This is a genomic window from Capnocytophaga canimorsus, from assembly GCF_002302565.1.
Taxonomy (GTDB): Bacteria; Bacteroidota; Bacteroidia; order Flavobacteriales; family Flavobacteriaceae; genus Capnocytophaga; species Capnocytophaga canimorsus.
In genome coordinates this window covers 1,719,270-1,732,611 of sequence record NZ_CP022382.1, presented here as the reverse complement: position 1 = coordinate 1,732,611, position 13,342 = coordinate 1,719,270, and the positions used below count along the sequence as shown (strand labels likewise).

10 protein-coding genes are annotated in these 13,342 nt (G+C 35.1%); 6 read left to right on the top strand and 4 right to left on the bottom strand.

What is annotated here, in order from left to right; genetic code table 11:
• Nucleotides 1–173: 173 nt before the first annotated feature.
• Nucleotides 174–2,300 carry a prolyl oligopeptidase family serine peptidase gene (locus CGC47_RS07640; protein WP_044729399.1) on the bottom strand — a complete coding sequence of 709 codons (2,127 nt, stop codon included), beginning with the start codon at nt 2,298–2,300 and terminating at the stop codon, nt 174–176.
• Nucleotides 2,301–2,458: 158 nt separating this feature from the next.
• Nucleotides 2,459–2,956: a DUF456 domain-containing protein gene (locus tag CGC47_RS07635; RefSeq protein WP_095919476.1), complete on the bottom strand. Its 498-nt coding sequence runs from the start codon at nt 2,954–2,956 to the stop codon at nt 2,459–2,461.
• A gap of 422 nt (nt 2,957–3,378) precedes the next feature.
• Between CGC47_RS07635 and CGC47_RS07630 the strand changes: the two genes are divergently transcribed.
• From CGC47_RS07630 to CGC47_RS07605, 6 genes are all read left to right on the top strand, one after another.
• A complete protein-coding gene (locus tag CGC47_RS07630; RefSeq protein ID WP_013996258.1) occupies nt 3,379–3,870 on the top strand; it encodes an LptE family protein in 492 nt (163 codons plus the stop codon).
• Between the two features lie 9 nt (nt 3,871–3,879).
• Entirely contained in the window at nt 3,880–4,704 is an 825-nt protein-coding gene (locus tag CGC47_RS07625) for a hypothetical protein (RefSeq protein WP_041988260.1), read from the top strand.
• 3 nt (nt 4,705–4,707) lie between these two features.
• Nucleotides 4,708–5,052, top strand: a complete 345-nt coding sequence (gene secG / locus CGC47_RS07620; protein ID WP_095900199.1) for a preprotein translocase subunit SecG — start codon at nt 4,708–4,710, stop codon at nt 5,050–5,052.
• Nucleotides 5,053–5,197: 145 nt separating this feature from the next.
• Nucleotides 5,198–5,476, top strand: coding sequence for a co-chaperone GroES (locus CGC47_RS07615; RefSeq protein WP_041913738.1), 279 nt, complete (start codon nt 5,198–5,200; stop codon nt 5,474–5,476).
• Between the two features lie 163 nt (nt 5,477–5,639).
• The gene (groL, locus tag CGC47_RS07610) at nt 5,640–7,271 is read left to right on the top strand and encodes a chaperonin GroEL (RefSeq protein WP_042001104.1); all 1,632 of its coding nucleotides are present in this window, start codon (nt 5,640–5,642) and stop codon (nt 7,269–7,271) included.
• Between the two features lie 106 nt (nt 7,272–7,377).
• Nucleotides 7,378–9,780, top strand: coding sequence for an ATP-binding protein (locus tag CGC47_RS07605; RefSeq protein WP_169922917.1), 2,403 nt, complete (start codon nt 7,378–7,380; stop codon nt 9,778–9,780).
• A gap of 631 nt (nt 9,781–10,411) precedes the next feature.
• Here the strand turns inward: CGC47_RS07605 and CGC47_RS07600 are convergent.
• Nucleotides 10,412–12,028 carry a S8 family peptidase gene (locus CGC47_RS07600; protein WP_042000107.1) on the bottom strand — a complete coding sequence of 539 codons (1,617 nt, stop codon included), beginning with the start codon at nt 12,026–12,028 and terminating at the stop codon, nt 10,412–10,414.
• 269 nt (nt 12,029–12,297) lie between these two features.
• Nucleotides 12,298–13,338, bottom strand: coding sequence for a TolB family protein (locus CGC47_RS07595; RefSeq protein ID WP_082025300.1), 1,041 nt, complete (start codon nt 13,336–13,338; stop codon nt 12,298–12,300).
• Nucleotides 13,339–13,342 lie beyond the last annotated feature (4 nt).

Genomic DNA, 13,342 nt, shown 5'->3' with positions numbered 1-13,342 from the left:
GCTATATTCTTATCGATTTTATCTTTCAACTTTCTTTTATTTTTGCCCGACATATTATAAAAAGAAGCAACAAAGATAAGGCAAAAAATACCTTCGTCTTTGTTGCTTAATTTATGTAGCTGGATTTTTTTATCCTTTACCCTTTGTACTTTATCCTTTGTAAATATGTTTTATTATTCCTTCAATTTTTGAACTCCCATATTCCAAAGGATGAAGGATTGTACATCTGCCGCTTGTTCAATAATTTTACTTACAGGAGTTCCTGCACCGTGCCCTGCATTGGTTTCGATACGAATCAGTACAGGAAGATTTCCAGCTTGCTTGCTTTGCAATTCGGCAGCAAACTTATAGCTATGAGCAGGTACTACACGGTCATCGTGGTCTCCGGTAGTTACCATTGTAGCAGGATATTGCACGCCTTCTCTTACGTTGTGCACTGGAGAGTATGCTTTGAGGTATTCAAACATTTCCTTACTGTCGAGTGCTGTACCATAATCGTATGCCCACCCTGCTCCAGCAGTAAAGGTATGATAGCGTAGCATATCCAATACGCCTACGGCAGGTAAAGCTACACGCATTAGGTCAGGACGTTGGGTCATTGTAGCCCCTACAAGCAATCCTCCATTAGAACCTCCGCTAATGGCAAGAAAATCAGAAGAAGTGTACTTTTGAGCAATCAGATACTCGGCTGCAGCAATAAAATCATCAAAAACGTTTTGTTTCTGCATTTTAGTACCTGCATCGTGCCATTTTTTACCATACTCACCACCTCCGCGTAAGTTAGCTACCGCATAAATACCTCCGTTTTCAAGCCAAACCGCATTAGTAACACTAAAAGAAGGAGTCAGACTTACGTTAAATCCGCCATATCCGTACAAAATAGTCGGATTTTTTCCATCAAGTTTTAATCCTTTTTTATGGGTAATAATCATCGGTACTTTGGTTCCGTCTTTCGAGGTGTAAAATACTTGTTTCGATTCGAAATGGTCTGAATTAAAGTCGATTTTAGGACTCCAAAATATTTCAGAAGTTCCCTCGGCAATATTCAATTTGTAAATTTTAGATGGTGTGTTGTAGTTGGCAAAAGAAAAATATGTTTCCTTATCTTCCTTTTTAGCTGAAAATCCTCCAGCAGTACCTACCCCGGGCAGGGTAATCTCACGAATAAGTTCACCTTGATAGTCATATTGTTTTACCTTAGAGATGGCATCAATCATATATCTTGCATAGAAATAACCTCCTGCCATTGAAAGCGATAATACATTTTCGGTTTCAGGAATTACATCTACCCAGTTTTCAGGATTTGGATTTTTTAAATCAATGGCAACCAATCTTTTATTAGGTGCCTTTAAGTTCGTAATGGCATAGATTTTTGTTCCGTTGTTATCCACCACATCGGTGTCATTATCCACACTATCGGTAATGGTAATCATTGGAGCTTTAGGGTTTTTCAAATCTTTGACGAAAAGCTTGTTCCCTGAGGTAGATACTGCTGCTGTGATAAACAAATAGTTACCATCATCAGATACTGTACCTGAGACATAACGATATTTTTGGTCGGGCGTTCCTCCGAAAATAAGTTGGTCTTCTTTTTGAGAGGTTCCTAATTTATGGTAATAAAGTTTATGGGTGTCGGTTTTTGCCGAAAGCTCACTTCCTGTTGGCTTGTCATAACTGGAATAGAAAAATCCTTCAGTTGCTTTCCACGAAGCTCCGCTGAATTTAATATCTTTCAACGTATCGCCTATAATTTGTTTGTCGGCAGTGCGCATTACGATGAGCTTTCGCCAGTCGCTTCCGCCTTCCGAGATTAGGTAAGCTAACAATGAACCATCTTTAGAAAAACTCATCCCACCCAAGGAGGTTGTTCCGTCTTTAGAAAACGTATTAGGATTTAAAAATTCTTCTTCCTTACCCTGCTTATCTCTACGATACAAAACGCTTTGATTTTGCAAACCATTATTCTTGTAGTAGTAAGTATAGTCGCCTTCTTTAAATGGCGCTCCTACTTTTTCGTAATTCCATAATTTTTCCAACCGATTTTTTAATTCATCACGATACGGAATTTGACTCAAATAGCCAAAGGTAACTTCATTTTGTGCCTTTACCCACTCGGCGGTTTCCGCACTGCGGTCATCTTCAAGCCAACGATAGGGGTCGTTTATCGTTTGTTCAAAATAAACATCAGAGGCTTCTACTTTTTTAGTTTGCGGATAGGTCAAAGCTGTAACTTGTTTTTCTTTTGGGTTACACGAAATCATTACAAGTACACAACCCAACGGAACAATTTTTTTATGCATCACTCAAAGTTTTTTATTTATGGTGCGAAAGATAGTAATTTATTTTAAAGAAATAAAGATTTTTAGGAGCCTACAAGCTAAACTAATGTTTCTAGCTATCTTTTAGAAAAGGTATAATTATTATTGCTTCCTCTTTAGATAAAACCAAAATGACTCGCTTATAACATATTGATAATCCATTTAATCACTATATACAGATATAGCAAAGTAAAGGATAAAGCTGTAACTATTTTAATAAAAGTCCCTGCTAAAAAACCAAGAAAAGCTCCTGCTGAAGCCTTAAAGGCTCTGGGGGTATCCGAAAAATCATAGAGAAGCTCTCCTACCAAAGCTCCCGCAAAAGGACCTATTAAAATTCCCCAAGGAGGAAAAAACAATCCTACAACGATGCCTAAATTAGCTCCCCATATCCCATATTTGCTTCCTCCGAATCGTTTTGCACCCATTCCAGGTATCAAAAAATCGGCAACGGAAATAACTAAAGCTACTACAAATGTGATTATTAGTAAATAATAATTAATTTGCACTGTCGGGGCCATATACGTCAATAATAATCCGAGCCAACTCAAAGGTATGCCTGGGAGCCCTGGGGCTATGCAACCAATAAAGCCTAATAGCAAACAAAGGAATCCTAAAATAATCAAAATATAGTCCATAACTAAAATATATTTATTGCCTATCGAAAGCAACAAATATAATCTGCAAAATGAAATTACCAAAATTCAAGATGAAATGTACATTTTTTGAGGATTTCATCATCAGCCATAAAGGTTATTAAACCTAAAAACAAGGCAATTAAGCTGTGTTTTTTTACGTAATTTCTCCCGCAAATTGCTTCAAAATTAGTAAATTGAGTTTATAAATATCTTTAATGTTAGTGAGCACATCACGAACATCTTAATTTCAAAAACTATAAAAAAGTGAGTAATGACATTTGGATTTTGAAGAGCCTAAAAATTTATTTTATAAATTCGTAGCATATAAAAATTACACTTGTGGGTTGAATGTGCCAAATCGCATTTTTTGTAGTTTATCCAAAAATTTTTAAATTGCGGGGCTTAATTTGATAGAATCTGCTATGCGATTTTTTTTATTTTTAATAACTTGCTTAACAGTTGGTGGCTGTAAATATTACAATTTTACAGGCGGAAGCACTGGAAATGCCAAAACTTTTCAGGTGAATTTTTTTCGTAACGATGCTCCTTTGGTTGAGCCAGGGCTGGACAGAGATTTTACCATTGCCCTTCAAGAACTCATAAATAACCAAACCAACTTATCGCTTACCGATCGTAATGCGGATTTGGTTTATGAGGGCGAAATTGTAGAGTATCACATCGCTCCGATGACGGCTACAGCCAATCAAACAGCAGCACAAAACCGTCTTACAATAGGCGTAAATGTACGTTTTACCAATAATATTGAAGAGAAAAAAGATTTTGAAAGACGTTTTTCTTTCTATTACGATTATCCTGCCGCAAGCCAGCTTAGTTCGGTAAAGGAAGCCGCTTTTGGCGAAATATTTGAACGAATTACACAAGATATTTTTAATGCCTCTTTGGCGGATTGGTAACCTAAAATAATGACTCTCAAAGAATTTATTGAAATACTCGAAAAACCCAACCAAATTCAAGCCCAGCAAATGCACGAATTGGAAGAAATTCTCCTTGAATATCCTTACTTTCAAGCGGCTCGGGTATTGCAGTTAAAAAAATTCCATACCGAACAAAACTATCGGTACAATAAAGCCCTTAAATTGGCGGCAGTTCACGTGGCAAATCGTTCCGTTTTATACGATTTTATTCATTCAAAATCGGGGCAGCACCTTAGTGAAGCTGAGGTGATTAGGCAAATAGCTTTGCAAAAGACAACACCGAAAACCGATTTTGTGACCCCTACAGCAACATACCAGAAAATGCCTCAAAAGGAGATGGATTCTTTCCCTAAAGAAGAAATTGTTCCTAAAATATATGGTTCTTTTACGGATAATCAAGAGGCTGATGCTATAGCAGCTAAAAATCAAGTTTCCCAGACCGATTTACACTCTTTTTCACAGTGGCTCAAAACCATTTCCGAGGTAGGAAATCCGTCAAAACAAGAAGAGAGGCACGTTGAGGAAAATCCTAAAATAGCCGAAAAATTTAAGTTGATAGACCGATTTTTAGAAACCAATCCGAAAATTGAGCCTTCACGCGAATATGTATCGAATATCAATTTGGCAAACGAGGTAAAAACCGATCCTCATCAATTAATGACCGAAACTTTGGCTCAAGTTTATGTAAAACAACGAAAATATAAGCAGGCAATTCAAGCTTATGAAATTTTAATTTTGAAAAATCCAGAAAAAAGTGGTTACTTTGCAGACCAAATAAGAACAATTAAAAATTTACAACAAAATAATTTATAAAAAATGACAGCATTTAATATCTTTTTAGTACTTATCATAGTGGTTTGTTTGTTACTAATGTTGGTAATTATGGTTCAAAACCCAAAAGGAGGAGGGCTTTCTTCAACCTTTGGGAGTAACACCCAAGTGGTAGGAGGGGTTAAAAAAACGGGTGACTTTTTAGACCGTAGTACTTGGACTTTTGCTATCCTTTTGGTGGTTTTGATTATTGCAGCAAATACTTTTGTTGAAACGGGTAGAGAGACAAATTCTGGTTCAAGATTATTGGACGGTAAAAAAATAGAAAATGTAGCTCCTGAATCCAATCCGTTAGAGGCACCAACTACACAAAAAGATACAGCGCAGTAAAATGTCCTAAAAAATTTATATCTATGCCAACTTGTCAGTATAAGTTGGCTTTTTTATTTTGATTTGGCAGTTTTCTGCAATTGGCATACTTTCTGAAAAGAAATACATACAGCGTAAAATAATTTATGAATTTAAAAGAAAAAATATGACAAAAGTGAAAATTAAACCCCTAGCAGATCGCGTTCTTATTGAACCAGCCCCTGCTGAAACCACCACAGCATCAGGGATTATTATTCCAGATACGGCAAAAGAAAAACCTCAGAGAGGAATTGTAGTGGCTGTTGGTGCAGGAACAAAAGATAACCCAATTACATTAAAGGCAGGAGATGTAGTTCTTTATGGTAAATATGCAGGAACGGAACTCAAATTTGAAGGAAAAGATTATCTCATTATGAGAGAGAATGATGTGTTGGCAGTGATTTAAACATTACTGTTGGCTTTTAAGCTATTGGCAAGAACTAAAATAAAATGAGAGATTTCAAAAAAATGACTTAATCTCAATCAAAAAGCAATTAGTATCATTACGTAATAAATAAAATAATCTGCGGAAAGCTGAAAGCTAACCGCCAAAAGCAAAAAATAATAAAATGGCAAAAGAAATAAAATTTGATATAGAAGCTCGTGATGGCTTAAAGCGTGGTGTTGATGCTTTGGCAAATGCCGTAAAAGTAACTTTAGGTCCGAAAGGAAGAAATGTAATTATCAGTAAATCATTCGGTTCGCCTCAGGTTACCAAAGATGGTGTTTCTGTGGCAAAAGAAATAGAATTGGAAGATGCTCTTGAAAATATGGGAGCTCAAATGGTAAAAGAAGTTGCTTCGAAAACCAATGATTTAGCAGGTGACGGAACCACTACAGCTACTGTTTTGGCTCAAGCCATTGTTAAGGAAGGTCTCAAAAACGTGGCAGCTGGTGCCAACCCTATGGATTTGAAAAGAGGTATCGACAAAGCGGTTGCTAAAGTCGTAGAAGAGCTTGGAAAACAAGCCAAAGAGGTAGGGAGCTCTTCTGAAAAAATCCAGCAAGTAGCTTCTATTTCTGCAAATAACGACGAATCAGTAGGTGAACTTATTGCTAATGCATTCGACAAAGTAGGGAAAGAAGGTGTAATCACTGTTGAAGAGGCTAAAGGAACAGATACTTATGTAGATGTTGTGGAAGGAATGCAGTTTGACAGAGGGTATTTGTCGCCTTATTTCGTTACAGACTCTGAAAAAATGATTACTGAGCTTGATCGTCCTTACATTTTGTTGTACGATAAGAAAATATCTACAATGAAAGATTTACTTCCTGTTTTAGAGCCTGTTGCTCAATCTGGAAAACCCCTTTTAATCATCGCTGAAGATATTGACGGAGAGGCTTTGGCAACCCTAGTGGTTAATAAACTAAGAGGAGCGTTGCGTATTGCTGCCGTAAAAGCGCCTGGTTTTGGTGACAGAAGAAAAGCGATGCTTGAAGATATTGCAATTTTAACCGGAGGAACTGTAATTGCTGAAGAGAGAGGATTTATCCTTGAAAATGCTACTATTGATATGCTCGGAACCGCTGAAAAAGTAGTTATTGATAAAGACAACACCACTATTGTTAATGGTGCAGGTGTAGCTGATAATATTACAGCTCGAGTAAATCAGATAAAAGCACAAATTGAAACTACAACTTCCGATTACGATCGTGAAAAACTACAAGAGCGTTTGGCTAAACTTTCAGGTGGAGTTGCCGTTCTTTATGTAGGAGCAGCCTCTGAAGTAGAAATGAAAGAGAAAAAAGATCGTGTGGATGATGCGCTTCACGCCACTCGTGCTGCCGTTGAAGAAGGTATCGTTGCTGGAGGTGGTGTCGCTTTAATTCGTGCTAAAGGTGCTTTGTCTAAATTAAAATCTGAAAATGCCGACGAAGCAACTGGAATACAAATTGTGGTACGTGCTTTAGAAGCTCCTTTAAGAACCATTGTTGAAAATGCTGGTGGAGAGGGCTCTGTAGTGGTAGCAAAAGTATTATCAGGTAAAGATACTTTTGGGTACAACGCCAAAACCGATCAGTATGTAGATATGCTTAAAGCAGGTATTATCGACCCTAAGAAAGTAACCCGTGTAGCTTTAGAAAATGCAGCATCAGTTGCAGGTATGATTCTGACTACCGAGTGTGCTTTGGTAGATATTAAAGATGAAAAAGGAGCAGCAATGCCTCCAATGGGCGGCGGTATGCCAGGAATGATGTAGCAGACAGCGTCTGTGGCGATAAATTTAAAATGCTAACGGCTTTTGGGTCGTTAGCATTTAAGTATTTTCAATCAATTATTAGTATTTTATGAGTGTCATCAACAAAATGGAACTAGTCAGCAAAGAAACTATTCTAAATATCAAAAACAAAAATGTGAAATCCGAAAGTGAGGAGTGGGATTTTAAAGAAATCTATAAAATAAAAGAGACTATAGATAAAATAGAATTGGTAAAAGATATTGTAGCTTTTGCTAATTCGAAAGGAGGGTATATTATCTATGGCGTAAATAAATCATATGAATGGATAGGGCTTGACTCTAGAAGTGATATAGATGTAGATGATGCTACTATAAATAATATTTTAGACACTTATTGTGATGGTAAAATTGATTTTGTTTCTAGTATAATAGAGATAGATGATTTATCTTTTTTTGTCTTGTATGTTTTCCCATCAAAAGATATAATTCCTTTTAAAAAGGATGGACAATATAATAAAGAAAAATGGGGAAATAAAAAATCTATTAATACTACAGTATTTAAAAGAGGAGATGTATATTGGAGAAAAGGAAGTAGATCTATTAAGGCAGATAGTTTATATTATAAATTAAAGAGTAATAATTTTAAAATTCTTGAAAATGTTTCTTCTCAACCTATAATGTACACTGAGTTTATTGGGAGAAAAGAGTATTTAAGAGATTTATATGAAAAAATTAAGAACCCTAATAATAGGATAATCCAAATAGATGGAATAGGAGGAATAGGTAAGACTAGCTTTGTACACTATTTTGTGCAAAAGTTGATTGAAAATGATGAATATCAAAATGATTTTGATTTTATAATTTGGACTAGTTCAAAAAGAAATAAATATACTCCGAAAGGGATAAAGGATGTTTCTGAATTTATATCAAATTATGCAGACTTAATTCAAGAGATACTGAATTTTATTGAAATGAACGAAATTTCTAATGATGGAAATTTGGAATATGATGACACAGATTTAGTTAAAATTTTTCTACAAGAGAATAAGGTTCTATTAATCGTTGATAATTTGGAAACTTTAAATGACAATGATTTGATAGATTTTTTAGAGCACTTTCCTACAAAATCAAAGGCAATACTAACCACAAGAGAAACACTAGGAGATTTTTATATGTCTAGGATTAATATGAGTGGATTTAGTAGAGAAAGAGAATTTGAGGATTTCTTAGTTTCTCAATACACAAATTTTAATGGACAAGGAAACTTTCTAGATGTGTTTAAAGAATATCTTGATGAACTATATTCATATACAAAAGGAATGCCTTTAGCTTGTCAATTAATCACACATCAATTAGCAAATGGAATTCCTATTGAAAATGTTTTCAAGAATTTAGAGAGTGGTAAAGCATATGAAGATATACTAATTTTTTGTTTTAAGGGCTCTATAGAGCGTCTTTCAGAAATTGAAAAAACAATATTATTTATATTTTCTCTGTCAGAAAAAGAATCTTTACTATCAATAGATGATTTGATATATGTAAGTGGTTTTACTAATGATGAGATAGGCTTGGAAGCAATTCCCAAATTAACAAAAATATCTTTATGCTATCAGAAAAAAATGGATACAGGAACAATAGGTTATTCTATTCCTTATCTAGCGAAAATTTATTCTAGGCAGTTTTTACATTTAGATAATGAGCAGGAGATTATTTCCAAGTATGAAATATTTGTTCAAGAAAGGGCGAAATTCAATTCTTTAGATAGTGGAATTGAAAGTTTATTTTATAGATCTCAAGCAAAAAATCATAATGAAAAAGTGCTAGCCGATAAAGCTTTGAGATGTTTATCCATAGCAAGTTATGACTATTATTCAGCTATAGATTCTATTGATGAATTAATTCAAAATAATAATAAATTTCCTTTTTTATATTTAATAAAAGGAAAAATAGAAGAGAATAGCTTTTATAGTAGTAGCTTAGAACGAGCTAAAAAAGAATTTTTAATAGCTATTGAATTAAATGGCGAATATCTAGAAGCTCTAATAGAACTGGGATATATTGAGTATAAACTAATAGTGGGAAATAAGGATAAAGCAAAAAAATATCTTCAATCTAGTATTGATTATTTTCAAAAAGCCTATGAAATTGCCCCTGATGACCAAAGGGTATGTTTAGGATTAGCACAAGGATACTCAAAACAGGCCAGAAATTTAAATTATAATTTTAATAAAGAAATGAAGATGGAATTAGCAGAAAAAGCTAATGAATATTTTGAAAAATCTTTTTATAAGGGAGAAAATTTAACAAAACAAGAAAAGCATTCTAATGCTATTACAGCTTGTGGATATGCGGCTAATTTGAAAAGAAATAGAGATAATGTTAAAGCACTAAATGTTTGTTTAATAGGATTAGGATATGAGCCAGATAATCATATTCTTTTAGAGTTAAAAAAAGAAATCGAATATTATGTAGATCCTAAAAAATATGTTACAGAGGGGTTTAAATATAAAGGCTGGGTAAAAAATAAATAAATGATTTTGTAGAAGTGTTTTGTAAACGCCCAACGCAATATCATCATACACAAGGACGAATCCAATTCACCCCTGCAATCAAACCCAATCATTCCGCATTTGGTTAACAACAAGATGTTTAAACCAAAATACAATTACAGTTTTGTTTCCGCAAAATATAAGCCCACATTAACCTTGTTGATATCCACGACCCCTAACGGGGTCGCATGTGTATAGCATAGAAATATCAAGTGTGATGCAGATATGCCCTCTTCGAGGTCAAAAATAATGAATGTGAATGAGCGAATGATGGATATTTTTAATGAATGAAATACAATAGTTGCAGTTTTGTTCCCACAACCTGTTTCACCTCAATGTATTCACATTATGAGACGGGAGATTTTGATTAAAATCGTCCCGAAAAAGAGACAAAAAATGATGAAAAAGAACACAATTTCGAATTTTCAGAAACACATTTTCTAAAAAAATCATCCGAATATGAGAAAATAGAAAGTGAATGGTTCTTCCAAGGGGATCAAACTATTTGGAATTACCATAACTATAGGACTCAAAAATCTTACTATAGTATCATTTAAAAAGCCGTGAGATGCAACTATCTCACGGCTTTTTAAAACAATGATAAACAAATTTACTATTTTTTAGAACGGCTCATTTTTGCAGCTAAAATAACTGCGTTTCGTGCATTAACAATGGTTCCTGAAGTAGATAATTCCGAGAAGTTTACTTTAACCTGCTCTTCACCTACAATAACATCAAATTTTGGAGCCACTCCCGATTGCATAATTACTTTTTTAACCTCAGCAGCAGTCAATTTTGGGAAGTATGAGCGTATCAAAGCCGCTAAACCAGCAACCTCAGGCGAAGCCATTGAAGTTCCTTGCAAGAATTTGTATGTGTTTTCTGGAGCTGTAGCCCAAATTTTTACACCTGGAGCAAATACATCTACCGTTCTTTTTCCGAAATTAGAAAATGAAGCCACTAAATTTTCATCATACTTGTAATTTAAAGCACCAACAGTCAAGAAATTATCTGCTATTTCTTTTTTGCTTACTTCATCAGTAGGGAAAACTTCTTCGTTATCAATATTTTTACTATCGTTTCCTGCAGCATTTACAATAAGTACATCTTTTGAAGCCGCATATTTTATAGCTTCTTGAACTTGTTTGTAATGAGGCGAAAAATCTTTTCCAAAGCTAGTATTGACTACCTTAGCTCCATTATCTGCAGCATAACGAATAGCAAAAGCGATATCCTTGTCGTACTCATCTCCATCAGGAACTGCTCTTAAAGTCATAATTTTAACATTAGATGCCACGCCATCCATACCCACTGAGTTTCCTCTTTGTGCCGCAATAATACCCGCAACGTGAGTTCCGTGTAACGACTCCTCAACATCTGGACCGATTACATTGTTATTTCCGTATCCTACTTTACTGAAGTCATTTTCATCATCTTTTAAAATTTCTTTACGTGGATGATAATTCAAATTCAAATGATAGTTCAGCTTTGAGGTAAAATGTTTTACCCCTTGTGAAAGATCTTCTTTGGCTTGATTCACAGAGCCTACCAAAGAAACCATACGTGTTAAGAAAGCTACATATTGTTGCAGATTATCATCTTGGGTTTGAAAATTTTCCAAATCTTTCAAAGTATAATCTTTCTTTTTGAGTGCTTTTTGCACGGCAACATCTGCAGTTTCAATCATTTGCATTAGTTGCTCATAGCGGGTTTTATTCTCCAATGCCTGAGCGTGTTCAGTTTCGTACATCGTTTTAGCTTTAGCAAAATCTGGATTTTTAGTATCATTGGTTTTCATAATACGCACGTACTCCAAATTCTCGTGATTTACATCACCCAAGAAATTCCAACCATAAACATCATCAACATAACCATTATTGTCATCATCAATTCCGTTATTAGCAATTTCGTTAGGATTAACCCAAAGCACATTTTTTAAATCTTCGTGATTGATATCAATCCCCGAATCAATAACCCCTACAACTACAGTAGTGGGTTTTAGACCCTTTAGTAAATCGTAAGCCCCCTGCAGATTAATACCAGGAAAGCCATCTTTGGCAAGATTGGTATGTGGCCATCCTTTCAAAACCTCTTCAGAAACCTCTTCAGGCTGAGCAGGAACTTTGCTTGGTAGGGCATCAACATCTGTTGAGGCAATTTTTGACAATGAGCTACATCCTGATAAAATAAGAGCAGATGCAACTAACCATAAGGATTTTTTTACATTCATATTTTTAAGAGTTTATTTTTGAAATCGTTTTTATTCTTACTATTTGCTAAAAACAGCATTTGCTAACCCTTATTGATACTTAGGGAGTACAAATGCCATTTGTTACAAAGGTCAAAAATAAGTAAATTTAAAATCTATCAAAAAATTTTATGTAGAATATTGCCAAAAATACCTTAAATGCACTACAAAATAGGTCTTTATGATAAATTTTGTGTGTATTATTCAAAAAATTTTACTTTAGAAGCAGGATATAAATATTGATTTTTAAATTATCTCCTCCAAACCAAATGCCCATCACAAGGAATACCTCTATTTCCGCTTCTGGTTAGGGAGATGGCTCCGCTGTTTTTATCGTCAAGGTTGTAGAGCTTCCCATTGGCAGGAATCACAGATATATAGCCAAATTTTCCACCTACCGCTCCTACCCACGAACCATCAGGATAATCGTGGTCACTCCACGCCATACCACGAGAGCCTCGCGAGGTAAAAGCAATGTATTTACCGTCAGGGGAGAATGTAGGAAAACCTTCACCGTCCCAACTTGCCCAATCGTAGGTTTTACTAGTGGTAATTTGTTTGCGATTGCTACCGTCAATATTGCAAAGCCACAAATGTTTATCCTTATAATAAACAAACTTTGTTCCTTGTGGATTCACTCTGTACGAACCGCCTCCATCGGCAGAACAGACTTTTTGATACGTTTTATATCCGTCGGCAGGACTCATCTTGTAAACCGAATTGCCCACCTGTACGTATAACGTATTATCCAACGTCCAAACGGGTTTTCCCCAGTCGTAATACTTTACATTGGACGGATTGCAACGACCTACTTCGTTATCCTTATCCGCTTCGATGATAATCATAGGCATATCCGAATATCCCTGTCCTTCCAATGCAATATACTTCTCATTAGGAGAAATAAAGGCATCAAGGGTGATTACATCTCCCCATTCGTATTCAAAATCGTGGATATTTTTCCCATCGGTTTTTACTTCTTGATGCGTTACAGGGTCGCTAATGCTCCTATATACAATACGTTTATGATTAAATCCTTGTACATCAAGGGTAAAAAGCACCTTTGAAGTATCCCACGACACATCATACGTTTGTAAAACTTGTGTCGAACTTACTTTTGCTACTTTTTCAGTATATTTATTATCCGTTAGATTATATACAGACACCTCGTCGGTAAACTGAATGAATAAGTTCCCGCTAAGATTATGTGCTCCTGCACTTGATTCGCCTTCTTTGGAACAAGATGACAAGAAAGCCAATAACATTATTCTGAATAATAAAATCATCTTTTTCATATTT

What these genes read in the sequence shown, in the direction of transcription:
- groL (WP_042001104.1), top strand. Translation starts at nt 5,640, where the DNA reads ATGGCAAAAGAAATAAAATTTGATATAGAAGCTCGTGATGGCTTAAAG.
- CGC47_RS07605 (WP_169922917.1), top strand. Translation starts at nt 7,378, where the DNA reads ATGGAACTAGTCAGCAAAGAAACTATTCTAAATATCAAAAACAAAAAT.
- CGC47_RS07600 (WP_042000107.1), bottom strand. Translation starts at nt 12,028, where the DNA reads ATGAATGTAAAAAAATCCTTATGGTTAGTTGCATCTGCTCTTATTTTA.
- CGC47_RS07635 (WP_095919476.1), bottom strand. Translation starts at nt 2,956, where the DNA reads ATGGACTATATTTTGATTATTTTAGGATTCCTTTGTTTGCTATTAGGC.
- CGC47_RS07615 (WP_041913738.1), top strand. Translation starts at nt 5,198, where the DNA reads ATGACAAAAGTGAAAATTAAACCCCTAGCAGATCGCGTTCTTATTGAA.
- secG (WP_095900199.1), top strand. Translation starts at nt 4,708, where the DNA reads ATGACAGCATTTAATATCTTTTTAGTACTTATCATAGTGGTTTGTTTG.
- CGC47_RS07630 (WP_013996258.1), top strand. Translation starts at nt 3,379, where the DNA reads ATGCGATTTTTTTTATTTTTAATAACTTGCTTAACAGTTGGTGGCTGT.
- CGC47_RS07595 (WP_082025300.1), bottom strand. Translation starts at nt 13,338, where the DNA reads ATGAAAAAGATGATTTTATTATTCAGAATAATGTTATTGGCTTTCTTG.
- CGC47_RS07640 (WP_044729399.1), bottom strand. Translation starts at nt 2,300, where the DNA reads ATGCATAAAAAAATTGTTCCGTTGGGTTGTGTACTTGTAATGATTTCG.
- CGC47_RS07625 (WP_041988260.1), top strand. Translation starts at nt 3,880, where the DNA reads ATGACTCTCAAAGAATTTATTGAAATACTCGAAAAACCCAACCAAATT.